The organism is Candidimonas humi, assembly GCF_019166065.1.
In the GTDB taxonomy this organism is placed as follows: Bacteria; Pseudomonadota; Gammaproteobacteria; order Burkholderiales; family Burkholderiaceae_B; genus Candidimonas; species Candidimonas humi.
In genome coordinates this window covers 80249-99718 of sequence record NZ_JAHTBN010000003.1, presented here as the reverse complement: position 1 = coordinate 99718, position 19470 = coordinate 80249, and the positions used below count along the sequence as shown (strand labels likewise).

At 65.6% G+C, this 19470-nt stretch carries 19 protein-coding genes and 3 tRNA genes; 17 read left to right on the top strand and 5 right to left on the bottom strand.

Features of this window, described 5'->3' with window-relative positions; genetic code table 11:
- Nucleotides 1-89: 89 nt before the first annotated feature.
- The 4 genes from KVP10_RS07415 to dacB form a co-directional block, all read right to left on the bottom strand.
- On the bottom strand, nt 90-416 hold the full coding sequence (locus KVP10_RS07415; protein ID WP_217963940.1) for an ElaB/YgaM/YqjD family protein: 327 nt from the start codon (nt 414-416) through the stop codon (nt 90-92).
- A gap of 180 nt (nt 417-596) precedes the next feature.
- A complete protein-coding gene (locus tag KVP10_RS07410) occupies nt 597-1313 on the bottom strand; it encodes a hypothetical protein (protein WP_217963939.1) in 717 nt (238 codons plus the stop codon).
- 157 nt (nt 1314-1470) lie between these two features.
- Nucleotides 1471-2112: a uracil phosphoribosyltransferase gene (upp, locus tag KVP10_RS07405; RefSeq protein WP_217963938.1), complete on the bottom strand. Its 642-nt coding sequence runs from the start codon at nt 2110-2112 to the stop codon at nt 1471-1473.
- A gap of 157 nt (nt 2113-2269) precedes the next feature.
- Complete coding sequence (dacB, locus tag KVP10_RS07400; RefSeq protein WP_376810937.1) at nt 2270-3718, bottom strand: D-alanyl-D-alanine carboxypeptidase/D-alanyl-D-alanine endopeptidase; 1449 nt, start codon at nt 3716-3718, stop codon at nt 2270-2272.
- A 383-nt stretch (nt 3719-4101) separates the two neighbouring features.
- Here dacB and queA point away from each other — a divergent pair, with 383 nt between their 5' ends.
- The 10 genes from queA to lnt all read left to right on the top strand — a co-directional run bounded on the left by queA (nt 4102) and on the right by lnt (nt 15392).
- Entirely contained in the window at nt 4102-5142 is a 1041-nt protein-coding gene (queA, locus tag KVP10_RS07395) for a tRNA preQ1(34) S-adenosylmethionine ribosyltransferase-isomerase QueA (RefSeq protein WP_217963935.1), read from the top strand.
- On the top strand, nt 5139-6275 hold the full coding sequence (tgt, locus tag KVP10_RS07390) for a tRNA guanosine(34) transglycosylase Tgt (RefSeq protein ID WP_217963933.1): 1137 nt from the start codon (nt 5139-5141) through the stop codon (nt 6273-6275). The genes queA and tgt overlap by 4 nt, the downstream gene beginning before the upstream one ends.
- A gap of 50 nt (nt 6276-6325) precedes the next feature.
- Complete coding sequence (yajC, locus tag KVP10_RS07385) at nt 6326-6676, top strand: preprotein translocase subunit YajC (RefSeq protein ID WP_217963930.1); 351 nt, start codon at nt 6326-6328, stop codon at nt 6674-6676.
- A 70-nt stretch (nt 6677-6746) separates the two neighbouring features.
- On the top strand, nt 6747-8627 hold the full coding sequence (secD, locus tag KVP10_RS07380) for a protein translocase subunit SecD (RefSeq protein WP_217963928.1): 1881 nt from the start codon (nt 6747-6749) through the stop codon (nt 8625-8627).
- Between the two features lie 2 nt (nt 8628-8629).
- Nucleotides 8630-9565, top strand: coding sequence for a protein translocase subunit SecF (gene secF, locus KVP10_RS07375; protein WP_217963927.1), 936 nt, complete (start codon nt 8630-8632; stop codon nt 9563-9565).
- A gap of 202 nt (nt 9566-9767) precedes the next feature.
- Nucleotides 9768-11246 (top strand): tRNA (N6-isopentenyl adenosine(37)-C2)-methylthiotransferase MiaB, encoded by a 1479-nt coding sequence (miaB, locus tag KVP10_RS07370; RefSeq protein WP_217963926.1) that lies wholly within the window; start codon nt 9768-9770, stop codon nt 11244-11246.
- A gap of 79 nt (nt 11247-11325) precedes the next feature.
- A complete protein-coding gene (locus KVP10_RS07365; protein WP_217963924.1) occupies nt 11326-12318 on the top strand; it encodes a PhoH family protein in 993 nt (330 codons plus the stop codon).
- The gene (ybeY, locus tag KVP10_RS07360) at nt 12308-12778 is read left to right on the top strand and encodes an rRNA maturation RNase YbeY (protein WP_217963923.1); all 471 of its coding nucleotides are present in this window, start codon (nt 12308-12310) and stop codon (nt 12776-12778) included. Before KVP10_RS07365 ends, ybeY begins: the two co-directional genes overlap by 11 nt.
- Before the next feature lie 85 nt (nt 12779-12863).
- Entirely contained in the window at nt 12864-13745 is an 882-nt protein-coding gene (locus KVP10_RS07355) for a CorC family transporter (RefSeq protein WP_217963922.1), read from the top strand.
- A gap of 3 nt (nt 13746-13748) precedes the next feature.
- Complete coding sequence (lnt, locus tag KVP10_RS07350; RefSeq protein WP_246600467.1) at nt 13749-15392, top strand: apolipoprotein N-acyltransferase; 1644 nt, start codon at nt 13749-13751, stop codon at nt 15390-15392.
- Between the two features lie 153 nt (nt 15393-15545).
- On the opposite strand, the gene KVP10_RS07345 is transcribed toward lnt, so the two are convergent.
- Nucleotides 15546-16343, bottom strand: a complete 798-nt coding sequence (locus KVP10_RS07345) for an AraC family transcriptional regulator (protein WP_217963921.1) — start codon at nt 16341-16343, stop codon at nt 15546-15548.
- Nucleotides 16344-16447: 104 nt separating this feature from the next.
- Between KVP10_RS07345 and KVP10_RS07340 the strand changes: the two genes are divergently transcribed.
- The 7 genes from KVP10_RS07340 to KVP10_RS07310 all read left to right on the top strand — a co-directional run bounded on the left by KVP10_RS07340 (nt 16448) and on the right by KVP10_RS07310 (nt 19005).
- Nucleotides 16448-17149, top strand: coding sequence for an alpha/beta fold hydrolase (locus tag KVP10_RS07340; protein WP_217963920.1), 702 nt, complete (start codon nt 16448-16450; stop codon nt 17147-17149).
- 305 nt (nt 17150-17454) lie between these two features.
- Nucleotides 17455-17530 (top strand) — tRNA-Ala (locus KVP10_RS07335).
- Between the two features lie 68 nt (nt 17531-17598).
- A tRNA-Glu gene (locus KVP10_RS07330) sits at nt 17599-17674 on the top strand.
- Nucleotides 17675-17712: 38 nt separating this feature from the next.
- Nucleotides 17713-17789 (top strand) — tRNA-Asp (locus KVP10_RS07325).
- A 261-nt stretch (nt 17790-18050) separates the two neighbouring features.
- A complete protein-coding gene (locus KVP10_RS07320; RefSeq protein ID WP_217964492.1) occupies nt 18051-18323 on the top strand; it encodes a helix-turn-helix domain-containing protein in 273 nt (90 codons plus the stop codon).
- Nucleotides 18324-18433: 110 nt separating this feature from the next.
- On the top strand, nt 18434-18712 hold the full coding sequence (locus tag KVP10_RS07315) for a type II toxin-antitoxin system RelE/ParE family toxin (RefSeq protein WP_217963919.1): 279 nt from the start codon (nt 18434-18436) through the stop codon (nt 18710-18712).
- Nucleotides 18712-19005, top strand: coding sequence for a HigA family addiction module antitoxin (locus KVP10_RS07310; RefSeq protein ID WP_217963918.1), 294 nt, complete (start codon nt 18712-18714; stop codon nt 19003-19005). Before KVP10_RS07315 ends, KVP10_RS07310 begins: the two co-directional genes overlap by 1 nt.
- The last annotated feature ends 465 nt before the right edge of the window (nt 19006-19470 follow it).

Here is a 19470-nt window from a genome sequence, read left to right as displayed (position 1 = left end):
GTCGAGATCCGGTAAGAGTTGCGCTTGCGACGACAGTCGCGGGAACGCGCCGGCGATCCCCAAGCCGCGGGACGAACGGCGCGGCGGCATCAGCGGCGGCTGATCAGCATGCCCACCAGCAGGCCGGTCAATCCGGCTATGCCTATCGACTGCCACGGGTTGTCGTGCACGTAGTCGTCGGTGGCGCGCACCGCCTGGCGCCCGCGCAGCAGCAGCGCATCTTGCGTGTCGTAGAGGGCTTCGCGGGTGCGGCGCAGCGAACGCATGGCCTTGTCGCGCAGTTCCGCCGCCTTGTCGCCCGTGGCGTCGGCCGCCTCGCGCAGCAGTTTCTCGGCATCGTCCAGGCTGGTCTTGATGCTTTCGATGAACTGTTCTTCGTTGGCCTGTACATCCTTGGCAGTATCTTTTGCAGGCATGGCATGCTCCTTGTGCAAGGTTGAAACTGTTATCCAAAATAATACATCACAGCCGTACGGCTCGAACCAGCCGGATTCCGTAGTGCATTTCGCCGTCCGGGCGGCCCATTTGCGGCCTTGCTGCGCGGCCCGCCGGTCCGGGCCACATCTGTTCCCGTCGGCCGGCGGCCCGCTACAGGCTTATTCCAGGGTCGCCACCTCCAGTTCGGAAGCCAGGCCCTGCTGATTGCTGTCCTGCTTCATCACCATGTGCAGCGCCGGGCAGTACCAATCGGTAACGGCGGCACGCATGCCGGGTATGGGCAGGACCAGGCCGTTGAACGAGGCCTGGGTGGGATCGGTGACGCGCTCGTAGCGCACCGGCCAGCACGACTGAGGCCCCCGCGCCGTCTGGATGCGCTGGCGCTGCCCGACGGTCTTTTCCCCGGTGCGCACCGTCAGCGGCTGCGCCTGGCGGTCGACATGCACCTGGAATTTCAAGGCGGAAAAGGTCTGCCCGGCATGCGTGATCGGCTGGCCATAGGCGAACAGCCCCAGCATGCGCAGGTCGAAGCCGCCGTTCAGGGGCACGCGCCGCCCCGAGTCGTCGCGGCGCTCGAAGTGCGCGTAGCCATTGCGCACCGACATCCAATAATCGATCTTGGACTTGCCCGGCGGCAAGCCGGCCAGGCCGAAGCTGGCCGTGCCCTGCACCCGCGCCCGGCATGCGCCGGCCGCCGATTTCCCGACTTCGGAAAAATGCACGTCTGCCCCCAGTTGCATGGCGCCCGATCCGGTCAGGCGCACATGGCCGCCGTCGTGCATGAAGGGCGCGGCGCACACATCGGCCCGGGCCGCGGCCACCAGGCCGGCCCAAGCCGCAACTATCGCCACGCTCGCGCACAACAATCTGCTCATGGAGTTTTTCCGATCCAGTCCCAATCGTCGTGCTTTCATACTACACGCTTCCCGTAAACGGCCGAGGACAAAAGATGAACAATGGTTAGTAATCATTAATCATTGATCGCCGATATCGATCGCAATCACCGGCCGCATCGGTCGCCGGCCATCATTATTAATCCGGCCTTTGCTGGCGCGTGCCGAAGATACGGTCTCCCGCGTCGCCCAGGCCGGGGATGATGTAGCCGTTCTCGTTGAGGTGGCTGTCTATGGACGCCGTGTAGATGTGCACGTCCGGATGCTTGCCCAGCACGGTCTCGATGCCTTGCGGTGCAGCGACCAGGACCAGGGCGCGGACGTTGCGGCAGCCGGCCTTTTTCAGCATGTCTATGGTCGCCACCATGGAACCGCCCGTGGCCAGCATCGGATCGACGATCAGCGCCAGGCGCTGGTCCAGCGCCCCCACCAGCCGCTCGAGGTAGGTATGGGCCTGCAGCGTCTCTTCGTTGCGGGCCAGGCCCACCACGCTGACCTTGGCGCCGGGAATCAGGCTGAGCACGCCGTCCAGCATGCCGATGCCGGCGCGCAGTATCGGCACTACCGTCACCTTCTTGCCGGCCAGCTTCTCGACGGCGACCTCGCCGCACCAGCCCTCGATGGTGTGGGGCTCCAGCGGCAGGTCCTTGGAGGCCTCGTAAGTCAGCAGCGCGGCGATCTCCTGCGACATCTCGCGGAAATTCTTGGTGCTCAGGTCGGCGCGGCGCATCAGCCCGAGCTTGTGGCGTATCAAAGGATGGCGGATTTCATGTATGGGCATGTCGGTTCCAGGATGGCCCGCGCGCGCGGGCCGGTTCAAATAGTCTATGCCAGTCCGGGCCGCGCCGGGACCCAGGCGGCGGGCGCGGGCGGCGGGCACAAGCCGCACTGCGGGCGGCAAGCCGGCGCGGCGAGGCCGCAACGGTGAGGCGCAGGCCTCATTTCTCGGCGACCCAGCGGATCAGCGCATCGTCGAAGGCCCGCACCGCCCCCGCCTTCGGATCGTTGACGATACTGACGACGATATAGCGCTTGCCGTCGGAGCCCAGCACATAGCCGGCCAGGGCGCGGGAATCGCGCAGCGTGCCGGTCTTCAGGTGCGCCATGCCCTTCACGTCGCCGCCGCGCAGCCGGCGCTTGACCGTGCCGTCGACGCCGGAGATGGCAAGCGAAGACATGAACTCGGACATCAGCGGCGTATGCCAGGCCACGTCCAGCATCTGGCCCAGGCCGCGGGCCGTAAGGCGGGCCTGGCGCGCCAGGCCCGCGCCGTTGTCGATCGCCCAGCCGCGGGTGTCCACGCCCTGGCTCGCCAGTACCGCCAGCGCGGCCTGGTCGCCGCTGGCCACGGTGGCTCCCGGGCCATTCTTGGCCGCGCCCAGCGTCAGCAATACGGTGCGGGCCATGACGTTGTTGCTGTTCTTGTTGATCAGCCTGATGGTGTCGGCCAGCGTCGCCGAATCGTGCCAGACGATAGGCACCGCGCCGGGCGGCACCGCGCCTTCGCGCACGCCGCGGCCCAGGGTGCCGCCCAGCTCCTTCCAGAGCAGGCGGAACACGGCGGTGAAATAATCCGCCTGCGGCATGGCCAGGCGATAAACGCTGAATTCGCCGCAGGACCCCGGCGCCGCCCCGCTGACATGCAATACGGCGCCGGCGCCGCTGCCGGTGACGTCGGTGCCGATCTCGGGCGATCCGCGGCAAGTCCCGGCTTCCCATTTGACGGAACCTTCGACGCGGATCTCGGGCAGGGGCGGGTCGACGATGGGAATCCACTTGCGCGCCCGCGTATCGGGCTGGAACACCAGCCGTACCGCGCCCAGCCCCACCATCAGCGCATCGGGGCTGGCATTGTAGGGACGGTCGGGCGCGTCGTCGAAGGCGCCGGGATCGGTGGCGACCCGGCCGAAGATGGAGCGGTCCACCACCAGCTCGGAAATATTCTTTACGCCGCGCAGGCGCAGATCGCTCAGCAGCGTCCACAGGTCTTCGATGCGCAGCATCGGGTCGCCGCCCGCCTTCAGGTACAAAGGCCCGCGCAAGGTGCCCTGGGCATCGGGCCGGTCGCCGCGCTCGGTCAGGAAAGTGGTGCGCCAGGCAAAATCCGGCCCCAGGCCGGAAAGCGCGCTCCAGGTGGTGGCCATCTTCATGACCGAGGCCGGATTGCGCGGCACAGTGTCGTTGATCGCGATCAGTTGCGGGCCGTCGATCTGGCGCACCACCAGCGACAGGGAGCCCAAGGGCACGCGCGTGGCGGTCCAGGCCTTGGCCAGTTCCGGGGGTAATTGCTGCGCCGGGGCCGCGGCCGCCCACGCCAGCGCCAGGACCGCAATCGCGCCGCGCAAACGCCTCGGCGCCGCGGGGCAAGCCTTGAAGCGCCCGAGCAAGGCGCCGGCCGCCTGCGCCAGGACAGAGGTCCGCAAAACCTTTATTGCAAGGGCCGGCATGCGAGGCAACGCCGGCCGGGCGATCCATTTCATTCTTGTTCCCGTCAACCGTACAACCATGATGGCGACCCGCCCCTGCAATCTTTGTCCTTGGAAAGTTGCAAGCATAACCAAAGGCGCCGCCGATTTGGCGCCGGCGTGCGGGCGCGGCGCCTTGCGGATGCGGATCGCGCTCCATCATAAGTCATTAAAACGGGGGAACAAAGGACGGCGGGACGGACGGCGCTGCGCCGCGGACGCGCCCGGCCCGCGACTAAACTAAAATAGTGCCCTGTTGCCAATTCCTCGGGGCGGCATCCGCCCCGCACTCCCGATTCCCCCGCGTGAACCCCAAACTAGAACTTTCGCAGTTCGACTACGACCTGCCTCCCGAACTCATTGCCCAATCGCCCGCAGCCGAACGCAGCGGCAGCCGCCTGCTGCGCCTGGACGCCCAATCGCGCCTGCACGATCTGCGCTTCACCGACCTGCCCGGGCTGCTGCGCGCCGGCGACCTGCTGGTGTTCAACGACACCCGCGTCATCAAGGCCAGGCTGCGCGGCAGCAAGGACAGCGGCGGACGGGTCGAAGTGCTGGTCGAACGCATCACCGCCCCCACGCGGGCGCTGGCCCACGTACGCGCCAGCAAATCCCCCAAGGCCGGCAGCGCGCTGCGGCTGGAAGACGCTTTCACGGCGCAGGTGCTCGGGCGCGAAGGCGAGCTGTTCGAGCTGGAATTCCCGGAACGCGTGCTGGACCTGCTGGAACGCCACGGCAGCACGCCGCTGCCGCCCTATATCACCCACGCCGCCGCGCAGGAAGACGATGAACGCTACCAGACGGTCTACGCCCGCGAGCCGGGCGCCGTGGCCGCCCCCACCGCGGGGCTGCATTTCGACCAGCCCATGCTCGACCGCCTGGCGGCGCAGGGCGTGCGCCGCGCCTTCGTCACCCTGCACGTGGGCGCCGGCACCTTCCAGCCGGTGCGCGTGCAAGACCTGAGCGCCCACGTGATGCATTCCGAGCGCTATGTGGTTCCGGCCGAGACCCTGGAACTGATACGCGCCACCCGCGAGGCCGGCGGCCGCATCGTCGCCGTCGGCACCACCAGCGTGCGGGCCCTGGAATCGGCCGCCGCGCAGGACCCGCACGCCATGGGCCCGGTCGAGGGCGACACCAAGCTGTTCATCACCCCCGGCTACCAGTACCGGGCGATCGACGCCCTGATCACCAACTTCCACCTGCCGCAGTCCACCCTGCTGATGCTGGTCTCGGCGCTGGCCGGCATGGAGCCGATCCGCCGCGCCTACGCCCACGCGGTCGCCGAACGCTACCGCTTCTTCAGCTACGGCGACGCCATGTTCATAGAGTCTCCCCAGTCATGACCGGTCTGCAATTCGAACTCCTGGCCACCGACGGCGCGGCCCGCCGCGGCCGCATTACGCTGAACCACGGCATTGTCGAGACGCCCATCTTCATGCCGGTGGGCACCTACGGCAGCGTCAAGGCCATGCTGCCGCACGAACTCGAACAGATCGGCGCCCAGATCGTGCTGGGCAATACCTTCCACCTGTGGCTGCGGCCCGGCACCGAGGTCATGCAGGCCCACGGCGGGCTGCATGGCTTCATGCAGTGGCAAAAACCCATACTGACCGATTCGGGCGGCTTCCAGGTCTTCAGCCTGAACGGCCTGCGCAAGATCACCGAAGAAGGCGTGAAATTCGCCTCGCCCATAGACGGCGCCCGGCTGTTCCTGACGCCCGAGGAATCGATGCGCATCCAGCGCGCGCTGAATTCCGACATCGCCATGGTGTTCGACGAGTGCACCCCCTACTCCATCGACGGGCGCCCGGCCACCGCCGAAGAGGCGGCGCGCTCGATGCGCATGTCGCTGCGCTGGGCGCGTCGCTCGCGCACCGCCTTCGACGAACTGGCCAACCCCAACGCCCTGTTCGGCATCGTGCAGGGGGGCATGTTCGAGGAACTGCGCGACGAATCCCTGCAGGGCCTGGTCGACATCGGTTTCCACGGCTATGCCATAGGCGGCCTGTCGGTGGGTGAACCCAAGGAAGAAATGCTGCGGGTGCTGGCCCATGTGGCCCCGCGCCTGCCGGCGGCGGCGCCGCGCTACCTGATGGGCGTGGGCACGCCCGAAGACCTGGTCGAGGGCGTGAGCCGCGGCGTGGACATGTTCGACTGCGTAATGCCGACCCGCAACGCCCGCAACGGCTGGCTGTTCACCCGCTACGGCGACATCAAGATCCGCAACGCGCGCTACCGCGACGACACCCGGCCGCTGGACCCGGATTGCGGCTGCCACACCTGCGGGCACTTCTCGCGCGCCTATCTGCACCACCTGCAGCGCGCCAACGAGATCACCGGCGCGCGCCTCAATACCCTGCACAACCTGCATTTCTACCTGGACCTGATGCAGGAGATGCGCGAGGCGATCCAGGCCGGCAGATTCGCCCAGTGGCGCGCCGGCTTCGAGCGCGATCGGGCGCGCGGCATCGAATGAGCCAGATATCGCTACAATAGTGAGTTTATTAAAAGAACCCGGAGTCCCGAATGCTCGCTCTAGACACACTGAATACCATGGTCGCCCAGGCCGGCAGCGCAGCCGGCGGAGAAAACGCGTTGATGGGCATGCTGCCCATCATCCTGATGTTCGTGATTCTCTATTTCCTGATGATACGTCCGCAAATGAAGCGCCAGAAAGAGCAGCGCAACATGGTTGCGGCGCTCGCCAAGGGCGACGAAGTCATCACCAGCGGCGGCATGCTGGGCAAGATCACCAAGGTCAGCGACAGCTACATCACGCTCGAAATTTCCAACATCGCCGACAAGCCCGTGGAAACCGTGCTGCAGCGCTCCGCGGTAACCTCGGTGCTGCCCAAGGGCACCATCAAGGCGCTCTAAGCGCCCCACGTCTCTTCCCCGGCACCGTCCGTGCCGGGGCTCGTCCTCGACGCCCCTGCCCCGATCGACCATGAACCGCTACCCTCTCTGGAAGTACCTGACCGTCCTGGCCGCCGTCCTGATAGGCATCCTGTATACGCTGCCCAATTTCTTCGGCGAGTCGCCCGCGGTGCAGATCGCCGGCGCGAAATCCACGGTCAAGGTCGACAACCAGACGCTCGAGCGCGTCCAGGACATCCTGCAACACGACAATATCCCCACCACCGGCGCCTACTTCGAGCAAAGCGGCCCTTCCGGCTCGGTGCGGGTGCGCTTTGCCAACACCGACCTGCAGCTCAAGGCCAAGGACGTCATCGAAAAAGCGCTCGACCCCGATCCGTCCGACCCTGGCTACACCGTGGCCCTGAACCTGGTCTCGGCCTCGCCCAACTGGCTGTCGGCCCTGGGCGCGCACCCCATGTACCTGGGCCTGGACCTGCGCGGCGGCGTGCACTTCCTGCTGCAAGTCGACATGCACGGCGCCCTGACGGGCCGGCTCGATTCGCTGGCCAGCGACCTGCGCACCAACCTGCGCGAGGCCGACATCAAGAATGCCAACGTGGACCGCTCCGAACTGACCATCGTCGCCAAGTTCGACAGCGACGACGACCGCGGCAAGGCGCTGTCCGACCTGCGCCGCCGCATGCCCGAGATCGCCTTCACCAACGGCCAGCCCAACGGCGGCAAATATCCGCTGGTCGGCAAGCTCACCGACAACGCCGCCATCCAGATCCAGAACAACGCGCTGAAGCAGAACATCACCACCCTGCACAACCGTATCAACGAGCTCGGCGTGTCCGAGCCTGTGATCCAGCAGCAGGGCGCCGACCGCATCGTGGTCGAACTTCCCGGCGTGCAGGACGTCGCCAAGGCCAAGGAAATCCTGGGCCGCACCGCCACGCTGCAGATCCGCATGGTCGACGACTCGCCCAGCGCCATGGCGGCCCTGGCGGCCGGCACCGTGCCCTTCGGCCTGGAACGCTACAAAGACCATGACGGCCGGCCCCTGCTGGTGCGCCGGCAAGTCATCCTGACAGGCGAAAACCTGCAGGACGCGCAGCCGGGCCGCGACCCGCAGACCCAGCAGCCCTCGGTCAACCTGACGCTGGACGCCAAGGGCGCGCGCATCTTCCGCGATGTCACGCGCGACAACATCGGCAAGCGCATGGCCATCATCCTGTTCGAGAACGGCAAGGGCGAAGTCGTGACCGCGCCGGTCATCCGCAGCGAAATCCCCGGCGGCCAGGTGCAGATCACCGGCAGCATGGGGCCCCAAGAAGCCGCCGACACCGCCCTGCTGCTGCGCGCCGGCGCCCTGGCGGCGCCCATGAACATCATCGAAGAACGCACCATCGGCCCCAGCCTGGGCGCCGACAACATCAGGAAGGGCTTCGACTCGACCCTGTACGGCTTCCTGGGCATCGCCGTCTTCATCATCCTGTACTACAGGCTGTTCGGCGTGTTCTCCACCCTGGGGCTGGCCTTCAACGTGCTGCTGCTGCTGGCAGTGCTGTCGATGCTGCAGGCGACGCTGACCCTGCCCGGCATCGCGGCTATCGCGCTGACGCTGGGCATGGCCATCGACTCGAACGTGCTCATCAACGAGCGCATCCGCGAGGAACTGCGCAACGGCGACACGCCGCAACGGGCCATACAGCTGGGCTTCGAGCGCGCCTGGGACACCATCTTCGACTCGAACCTGACCACGCTCATCGTCGGCCTGTCGCTGCTGGCCTTCGGCACGGGCCCGATCCGCGGCTTCGCCGTGGTGCACTGCATAGGCATCCTGACCTCGATGTTCTCGTCGGTGGTGGGGGTGCGAGCACTGGCCAATCTATGGTATGGGCGCCGCCGCAAGCTGCGCAGTATTTCCATCGGGCAAGTCTGGAAGCCCAATACCACCAAGGACTGACCATGGAATTCTTTCGCATCCACCGCACCATCCCGTTCATGCGCAATGCGCTGGTGCTCAACATCATCAGCCTGCTGACGTTCATTGCCGCGGTGTTCTTCATCGTCACCCGGGGCTTCCATCTGTCGATCGAATTCACCGGCGGCACCGTGATGGAAGTGCATTACGCCCAGACCGCCCAGGTGGACAAGATCCGCGACGCGGTCGACACGCTCGGCTACAAAGACTTCCAGGTGCAGAACTTCGGCACCTCGCGCGACGTGATGATCCGCCTGCCGCTGGCCCACGGCCAGACCTCGGCGGCGCAAAGCGAAGCCGTACTCAAGGTGCTCAAGGCCCAGACCCCCGACGTCGAACTGCGCAGCGTGGAATACGTCGGGCCGCAGGTGGGCCAGGAACTGGCACACAACGGCCTGATGGCCCTGCTCTGCGTGGTGGTGGGCATCATCATCTACCTGAGTTTGCGGTTCGAATGGAAATTCGCCGTCTCCGGCGTGATCGCCAACCTGCACGACGTGGTGATCATCCTGGGCTTCTTCGCCTTCTTCCAGTGGGAATTCTCACTCTCGGTGCTGGCCGGGGTGCTGGCGGTGCTGGGCTATTCCGTGAACGAATCCGTGGTCATCATGGACCGGATCCGCGAAAACTTCCGCAAGCAGCGCAAGGCGCCGGTGCGCGAAATCATCGACGGCGCCATTACCCAGACGATCTCGCGCACCATCATCACCCACGGTTCGACGCAGATGATGGTGCTGTCGATGTTCTTCTTCGGCGGCCCCACCCTGCACTACTTCTCGCTGGCCCTGACCATCGGTATCTGGTTCGGTATTTATTCGTCCGTGTTCGTGGCCGCCGCCCTGGCCATGTGGATGGGCGTCAAGCGCGAAGACCTCGTCAGGCAGGTCAAGAAAGACGACCCGCGCGCCGAACTCGGCTGAACGATCCGGCCTGGGGCTCGCCGCAAACCGGCGAGTCCCTCCAGCCAGGCATGGCCCGGAGCAAGCGGCCCGTCGTAAACGGCCCGTATTAATGGCCCGCCAAGGCCCTTCCCGGGCCCAGTGCCCAGGCCGCAAGGTAAAATAAGCGCTTTCCCCTATAACCAACGAGCCCGCGGGATATACACCCGTCACGGCTGACGCCATGCAAGAAATCTCCCTCAAGCGGCCGGGCGCGACGCCCGCGGCTGCGCAACCGGCCATGGCCGGCATCGAAAACGTCCTGGCGGCCCTGGCGCCGAACGACGCCGGGTCCACGACGCAATCCCCCGCTCGCAAGCTGTTCATCCGCACCTTCGGCTGCCAGATGAACGAGTACGACTCCGAGAAAATGGCCGACGTGCTGCGCGAAGCGCAGGGGCTGGAACTCACGCAAGACCCCGAAGAAGCGGACGTGATCCTGTTCAACACCTGTTCGATACGCGAAAAGGCCCAGGAAAAAGTGTTTTCCGACCTGGGCCGGGTGCGGCACCTGAAGCAGAACAAGCCGGGCCTGGTGATAGGCGTGGGCGGCTGCGTGGCCAGCCAGGAAGGCGCCGAGATCGTGCGCCGCGCACCCTATGTGGACGTGGTGTTCGGCCCGCAGACGCTGCATCGCCTGCCCGACCTGATCGCGCGGCGCAAGGCCTCGGGCGAGCCGCAAGTCGACATCAGCTTCCCCGAGATCGAGAAATTCGACGCCCTGCCCCCGGCCCGCGTCGAGGGCCCCACGGCCTTCGTATCCATCATGGAAGGCTGCAGCAAGTATTGCAGCTTCTGCGTCGTGCCCTATACGCGCGGCGCCGAGATCTCGCGCCCCTTCGACGACGTGCTGGTCGAGGTCGCCGACCTGGCCGACCAGGGCGTGCGCGAAGTGACGCTGCTGGGGCAGAACGTGAACGCCTACCGCGGCGCCATGGGCGATACCGACGAAATCGCGGACTTCGCCATGCTGCTGGAATACGTGCACGAGATCCCCGGCATCGAGCGCATCCGCTACACCACTTCGCACCCCAAGGAAATGACCTCGCGCCTGATCGAGGCGCACGGCAAGCTGCCCAAGCTGGTGCCCTTCCTGCACTTGCCCGTGCAAGCCGGCAGCGACCGCGTGCTGGCGGCCATGAAGCGCGGCTACACCACGCTGGAATTCAAGTCCATCGTGCGCCGCCTGCGCGCCGCGCGGCCCGGGCTGACGCTGTCGTCCGACTTCATCGTCGGCTTCCCCGGCGAAACCGAGGAAGACTTCGCCAAGACCCTGCAGTTGATCGAGGACATCGGCTTCGACCAGTCGTTCTCCTTCGTCTACTCGCGCCGCCCCGGCACGCCCGCGGCCGATCTCGAAGACAACACCGGCAAGGACGAAAAACTGGCGCGCCTGCATCGCCTGCAGGCCCTGATCAACGAACAGGCCGCCGCCATCGGCGCAGCCATGGTGGGCAGCGTGCAGCGCGTGCTGGTCGAGGGCCCCTCGCGGCGCGACCCCGGCGAACTCATGGGCCGCACCGAAAACAACCGCATCATCAACTTCCCCGGCCAGCCCCGGCTCATCGGCAGCATGGCCGATGTGCGCGTGCTGCGCGCCCTGACCAACACGCTCAAGGGCGAAATGGTGCTGCGCCAGCCTGCGCCGGAGGCGGCTCGATGAGCGCGGCGGCGAAGCTGCCGGAAAATCGCGGGACTGCCTCGCGGTGGAACATATCGCAACCAGGACAGGAGGGTAGTCTATGAACCGGGCGCCACGCCGCCAGCCCCCCATCATCGCCACCTTGGACGGCGACAACACGCACCTGGCCAATCTGTGCGGCCCGCTGGACGAGAACCTGCGCCAGATCGCCGACGGCTGGAACGTCAAGCTCAACCGCCGCGGCAACCGCTTCTCGATCGAGGGCGAGCAGGCCCAGGCCGCGCGCCGCGCGCTGGAATGGTTCCACCAGCGCGCCGTGCACAAGGCGCTGTCGGTGGACGACATACAGCTCGGCATGGTCGAACTGGGCGCCGGCAATCCCCAGGAGCAAGCCCAGGGCACGTCCGAGCCCATCGACGCCAACGGCGCCATCGTCCTGCGCACGCGCCGCAGCGACCTGCGGCCGCGCACCCCGCGCCAGCACGAATACCTGGAAAACATCCTGCGCCACGACATCACCTTCGGCATCGGGCCGGCCGGCACCGGCAAGACCTGGCTGGCGGTGGCCTGCGCCATCGACGCGCTGGAACGCGAAAGCGTGCAACGCCTGGTGCTGACCCGCCCCGCGGTGGAAGCCGGCGAGCGGCTGGGCTTCCTGCCCGGCGACCTGGTGCAGAAGGTCGACCCGTACCTTCGTCCGCTCTACGACGCCCTGTACGACCTGATGGGCATCGAGCGCGTGCAGCGCCTGTTCGAAAAGCAGACGATAGAAATCGCCCCCCTGGCCTATATGCGCGGGCGCACCCTGAACCATTCCTTCGTCATCCTGGACGAGGCGCAGAACACCACGCCCGAACAGATGAAGATGTTCCTCACGCGCATCGGCTTCGGTAGCAAGGCCGTCATCAACGGCGACCCCTCGCAGGTGGACCTGCCGCGCGGGCAGGCCAGCGGCCTGGTGCACGCCGTAGACGTGTTGGCCTCGGTGCAGGGCATCGCCACGACCCAATTCACCAGCCGCGACGTGGTGCGCCATCCCCTGGTCGCGCGCATCGTCGACGCCTACGAGCGCGCGGGCGACCATGTCGGTTGAACTGAACCTGTCGGTGCAGTTCGGCACCGCCGCCGCCGAACTGCCGCGCTGGCGCCTGCGCCGCTGGATCGAGCGCGCGCTGCGCGAACTCGAGCCCGACCTGGACCCCGCCCTGCGCCGTGCCGCCCTGGCGCTGCGCCTGGTCGACGCGCGCGAAGGCCGGCGCCTGAACCGCGAATTCCGCCAGCGCGACTACGCGACCAATGTACTGACCTTCGAATACGGCCTGGCCCCCGACGGCACCCTGGCGGGCGACATCGTGCTGTGCGTGCCGGTGCTGCGCCGCGAGGCCCGCGAACAGCGCAAGCCGCTGCTGTGGCACGCCGCCCACCTGGTCGTGCACGGCGTGCTCCACGCCCTGGGCCATGACCACATCGACCCCGCCGAAGCCGAGGCGATGGAAGCGATCGAAACGCGGATCCTCGGCAAAATGGGCATTCCCGACCCCTATCGCGCCTGAATTTATGCCCGGCGCAGGCCTCGAACGACAACCGGAAGCGCAATTTCGGTTATGCTGAAAGGCCCGATGACCCGTCCCGCGGACAATGCTCGACTCCAAACCCTCCGACCCTGAACCTCGACCGGCCAAGACGCCATCCAGATCGCTGCTGGCCCGGCTCACCGCCTTCCTGCGTCCCGAGCCCGAAGACCGCGAAGACATCAAGGCCGTACTGGAAGCCGCGCACGACCGGCAGGTGCTAGACGGGGAATCCTACGCCATGATCTCGGGCGCGCTCGAAGTGGCCAACCAGACCGTGGCCGACATCATGGTGCCGCGCTCCAAGATGGACATGCTCGACATCGGCAAGCCGCTGGCCGAGCTGCTGCCCGAAATCATCGAAACCGGGCACTCGCGCTTTCCCATCTACGAAACCGACCGCGACAACATCATCGGCATCCTGCTCGCCAAAGACCTGCTGCTGTCACTGACCAACCCGTCCATAGACTTGCGCTCGCTGGTGCGCCCGGCGGTCTTCATTCCCGAGACCAAGCGGCTCAACGTGCTGCTGCACGACTTCCGCAGCAGCCGCAACCACCTGGCCATCGTCATCGACGAATACGGCGGCACCTCGGGCCTGGTCACCATGGAAGACGTGCTCGAACAAATCGTCGGCGACATCGAAGACGAATACGACGAAGACGCCGAGAAAACCATATTCCAGACCGGCAGCAATAGCTGGCGCGTCATGGCCATCACCGAAATCGAAGACTTCAACCGCGCCTTCGGCACCGACTTGCCCGACGACGACTACGACACCATCGGCGGCTGGCTGGCCGCCGAACTGGGCCACATACCGCGGCGCGGCGAAACCATCGCCTTCCAGGGCCTGGACATCACCGTGGTCGGCGCCGACGCCAAGCGCGCCCTGTGGCTGCACGTGCAGCGCGGCGCAGCGGGCCAATCCGCCGACCAACCGACAGAGTAAGCCTTGAAATCCTGCCTGCCGCGCATCCTGGGCTTGCTATTGCTGGGCGCCGTGCACGCCCTGTCGTTCGCCCCCGGGCCCCTGCCCGCCTGGTGCCTGCCCTTCGTCCAGATCTTCGCCCTTGCCGTACTGGCGGCCATGGCCTTCGGCAGCAGTTCGCCGCGCCGCGCCGCGGCCGCCGGCTTCTGGTTCGGCCTGGCCGACTTCTCGGTCGGGCTGTACTGGCTGTACATCAGCATGCACAGCTACGGCGGCCTGGCCGCGGTGCTGGCCGCCGCCGCCGTGCTGCTGCTGGCCGCCGGCCTGTCCCTCTTTACTGCGCTGGCGGCGGCCGTATCGCGCTGGCTGTCGGGACGGCACCTGCACGGCCATGCCGACTTCCGCTGGCAACTGCTGATCGCCGCCGTCTGGGCCTCGGCCTGGGCCGCCACCGAATGGCTGCGCGGCACGCTGTTCACCGGCTTTCCCTGGCTCAACATCGGCTACGCGCACGTCGAAGGCGTGCTGGCGAGCTGGGCGCCCGTGGTCGGCGTGTACGGCGTGGCATGGCTGTCGGCCTTCGCATCCGGCGCCATCGCCCTCATGGCCCGGGCCCGCAACGGCGACAACGACGCCTCGGCCGCCGTCGCCCTGGCGGCCGCCATCGTCATCGGCCTGGCCGGCATCCTGCTCGGCCACGTCGTATGGTTCAAGCCGCACGGCCAGCCCATGATCGTCCGCCTGGTGCAGGGCGCCGTGCCGCAGTCCGAGAAATTCGACCCCGAGCTCATGAACCAGGGCATCGAGACCTACTTGCGGCTCGCCGCCCTGCCGCCCAAGGCCGGCGACGGCGAACCCGATCTCATCGTGCTGCCCGAGACCGTCATGCCGGTGTTCCAGGACCGCATCGCCCCGCAGGTCTGGGAACAATGGCTGGAGATCGCCCGCGCCCGCGGCGCCGACATTCTCATGGGCATTCCCCTGCACAAGAACCTGGCCGGCCGCGACCGCTACACCAACAGCGCCATCGTCATCGACCGCTACACGCCGCTGTCCGCGCTGGGCGCGGGGGCCCTGCGCATGCACTACGACAAGCACCACCTGGTGCCTTTCGGCGAATTCGTGCCCACCGGCTTCCACTGGTTCATCGACCTGCTGCAGATCCCGCTGGGCGACTTCGACCGCGGCGCGCCGCGCCAGCCCTTGTTCGTGATCGACGGCCAGAACATTGCCCCCGACATCTGCTACGAAGACCTGTTCGGCGAAGAAATCATCCAGTCCGTGCGCGACAGCGAACTGCACGGCCCCGGCGCCAACATCCTGGTCAACATGAGCAACCTCGGCTGGTTCGGCAATTCCTGGGCCCTGCGCCAGCACCTGCAGATCGCGCGCATGCGCGCCCTGGAAACCGCCAGGCCCATGCTCGCCGCCACCAACACCGGCACCACCGCCGCCATCGCCCCCGACGGCTCGGTCGGCGCCGCCCTGCCTCCCCTGCGCAAGGGCATACTGGACGTAGAAGTGCAAGGCACCACCGGCCTGACACCCTACGTCCGCTGGGGCAACGTCCCCGTGCTCATCTGGACCGGCCTGCTGTTGCTGCTCGGCCTGGCGCTGCGGAAATACCGGCCCGGCGGCCCCGAAAGCAGCGTGACCGAAGACGAATGAGGCCGCGGCGGGCGATATAGACGCAGCCATGAGTCGTGGGCATCCTGCACGGCTGCTCTTGCTTTCGAGGTTGCGCCCGCAGCCTTGGAAAGGCGAAGCGCCGGCTTCCCCAGGCGGCGATGGCACAGCGCCCTTCCTTGCGCCCTCGAAGACTCAGTGGCTGTGCGCTGTACCTTGAAGACCGGCCTGGTAGCGGCCCGGAGTGCTGCCGATTATGTTCGTGAAAGCAGTGATGAAGCCGCTGGGATTGGCCCATCCGCAGGCGTAGGCGGTCTGGGTGACGTCGCGGCCCTCCGCCAGGAACACGAGCGCGTGGCAGATGCGCAGATGGGTGCGCCATTCATAAAAACTCATGCCGAGCTCGTTGCGCAGCAGCCGGCTGAGGGTCCGGGAACTGGCGCCGACCGCCTTCCCGAGATCAGCCATCGAGGCATTGTCTTCCAGTTTTCCGGACATGGCCCGCGCAATGGCCCGCAAGCGCTTGTCCCGGGGCTGCGGCAGGTATAGCGGCTGCTCTTGTATTTCCTGGAGCTCGTCGACCAGGACCCGGAGCAGCCGGGCGCGGGCGGGAGCGTCATAGCCCGGCACGGCGCCGTCATAATTGCTCGGCCCGGTCAGGGCGAGCAGGACTTCGCGCGCAAGGCCGGTAGCCAGGAACACCGCCGGCCGGCCCGGCATGCGCCCGGCCAGGAACGGCGGAAGAAAAACGATCCGCATGTCCGTCTCGCCGTGGGCGCGGTGCCAGTGCGGGCTTCCGGCGGGAGTCCATGCGACCCTGTTGGCCGGAACGACCGAAGTGCCGCGGCCGGAATGAACCGTCAAGAGGCCGGTGGCCGCATACACCAGATGCCCGCGCTCGTGCGACTGCGCCGAACTGGAGCCGCCCGATGGCCACAGGTGCCGCCCGCCCGATGACCATACCTGCGACGTAACGACAGCGGGATTGGGCATTTGGCGGCCAATGGGCATAAAGAGGCAGTTTATCAGTAGCAAGCTATACCGTGGCACAGTGAAAATGGAGCCATCCTGCATCGTTATCCAACAAGGAGATTTCCATGGCCACATTTGTGCTCGTGCCCGGTGCGTGGCACGGTTCCTGGGCATTCGAGGCGGTAACCCCGCTGCTGGAGCGCGCCGGGCATACCGTGCACGCCCTGACATTGACCGGACTGCGGCCCGATGATGACGACGCGACGGTGGCGAGCGCCAACCTCGATACTCACGCCGCCGACGTCGTAAGCGTCCTGGATCGCGCCCGGATCACGGACGCGACACTGGTCGGCCACAGCTACGGCGGAATGGTGATCTCCGCCGCCGCCGCCGACCGCGCCGGCGGCCGCGTTTCGCACCTCATCCACCTGGACGCCTACGTTCCGCGAGATGGCGAGTCGTGCTGGTCCCTGACCACCGAGAACTACCGGCGCTTATTCGTCGAAGGTGCGGCAGATACCGGCTACGCCGTCCGTCCCCCCTTCCGCGCCCCGCACGGTGGCGACCCCCGCCGCCGTCCCCACCCCCTCGCCTCCCTCGTGCAAAAGATCCGGCTCACCGGCGCCGTCGACCGTGTGCCTCGGCGCGACTTCATTTACTGCTCCGGATGGGAAGACGACACCCCCTTCACCGGGCTCCGCGCCCGTCTCCAGGCCGACCCAGGCTGGCGCGTCCACGACATCCCCACCGCCCACAATGCCATGCGCGAGGCCCCAGGCGCCGTCGCCGAACTGCTCATCCGCTGTGCTCTTGAGGGCAATGCCTGAAGAACGATTCCAGTGACGGGGCTCGAACCTGCGACCCCCGGCGTGACAGGCCGGTATTCCAAAGCAACCAAGCCACCCCCACGGAGTGACACTTGCCCCTGTTACAGCCTCGGCCCGCATGGGCGTAGCGGTGGCGTCCCCTAGGGGATTCGACCCCCTGTATCTGGCTGGATTCAGCCTGCAGACGCAGCCATGACGCCGGTCACCAGCACCCAAGCCGAGACAACCGGATCGCGACGCCCTCGATTTGCTCTCCGGAAAAGTTTCGTGCATAATCTCGTTTCTTCGCTAGACGCACCGATATCGGGGGTATAGCTCAGCTGGGAGAGCGCTTGCATGGCATGCAAGAGGTCAGCGGTTCGATCCCGCTTACCTCCACCAATCGCCAGTCTGCCGAAGAAGCCGCATTAGTTGTAACAACGCCGATGTGGCTCGCAGTTTTCCGTCCTGTCCCCTTCGTCTAGAGGCCTAGGACATCACCCTTTCACGGTGAGTACAGGGGTTCGAATCCCCTAGGGGACGCCAGCTTCTCATAGGCTGAGACCGAAAGCATACGCCGCTGCGGAGCGGTAGTTCAGTTGGTTAGAATACCGGCCTGTCACGCCGGGGGTCGCGGGTTCGAGTCCCGTCCGCTCCGCCAAAGAATTCAATGGAAAAGCACTTACGTCATGTGAGTGCTTTTTTTGTTCCGATTATCTTCTACACATTGATGTGCATGGACATGCACATCGCGTGGCGCATGCAGCAATATACAAATATTGTATATATCGCTCATGCCCTTCATCAAACCGGTCGAGTTCCCGGCGCGGCCTACCGCCTTCAGAAAAAACATAAAAAACAGCCAAGCAGATATAGACTTGGCCTCGAAACGTTATCGGGATCTGTTGCAGGAGCAAAGCAAATGAACAGCCAACGGTTTGCCAATATCTGGGACGCCATCGAGGACACTCCGGAAGAAGCTGAAAACATGAAGCTTCGTTCAATCCTCATGACAGCGCTGAAGCATCACATAACCCACGTCAAGATGAGCCAAGCCGAAGCCGCCAAGCTGCTCGGCGTGACCCAGCCCCGCGTCTCTGATCTGATGCACGGCAAAATCAATGTGTTTGGCCTTGATGCGCTGGTGAATATGGCCGCCGCAGCCGGATTGCATATAGAGATTGCACGCGCTTGAATCCGCTTGATGATTCAGACGGTGTGTCTGCACTAAGAACATGAACAGCCGAAAGCGGTCACCATCCAATTGCTATCGATTCGTGATGCGCAACACGATACAATAGAAGCATGATCAAAAGCTTCCGACACAAAGGCCTTCGCCGTTTGTTTGAGATCGGGAATGCTTCCGGCGTTCAGGCGAGCCACGCTAAACGTCTGCGTCTCCAATTGTCCGCTCTGGATACTGCTCAGGTCATTGAAGACATGGACATTTCGGGATTTAGGCTTCACCCTCTCAAGGGCATCATGAAGAAGCGCAGGTCTATCACCGTCAATGGAAACTGGCGTATCACTTTTGAATTTGAAGATGGCAACGCCTTTGTGCTGGATTACGAGGACTATCACTGATGAACATGCACAACCCGCCTCATCCAGGCGAATTCATATCCGGGATCTACCTCGAGCCCAACAATATCAGTGGGCGTGAGCTTGCCAAAGCGCTTGGCGTAGCCGCTTCCACACTCAGCCGAGTACTCAGCGGCACTTCTCGTGTCACGCCGGAGATGGCGCTGCGCCTTTCCAAGGCGCTCGGGCGCAGTCCGGAAAGCTGGCTGGCCATGCAGGATGTGCACGACTTGTGGATCGCTCGCCAGCACGTCAATTTGCAGAATGTCGACGAGCTCCGGTTCGCCACCACCTAATGTCCGTGCACTGAAAGCCATCGGCAGGCCACCAAGCGAATCCGGCCGGGATTAGCGCCTGTTGACCCACTCCTGCGCATCCCGGATGAACCAGGGAAGATACAAGTCTTCCCCCTCGCCGGCCTTTATGGTCAAACGCTGGCTTGGCGAACCAAGGGCGCTATTCGCGCCCTGTGCTGTGGGAAGGGGCCGGGCCTGATAGTCCAGCGCAGTTTGCCGGGGCGGATTATTCGCGCAGGCGGAAATCGCCGCGCACGCGGCCGCGACTAGGACTGGTCGTAGAACTAAGCGAAGAATTTTCATGGTATTCGGGCGCCCACTGACGGCATGGGCCAACGTGCGGGGCAATCAAGGCCTTTCTCGTACCTTACTCTTAATCTTAATACGAGGCCTATGCCAGCGTCTCGCACCCTGCGACACCAATACCTAATGCCCAAGGCCACCAGGCCCGGCTGGCACTATGAC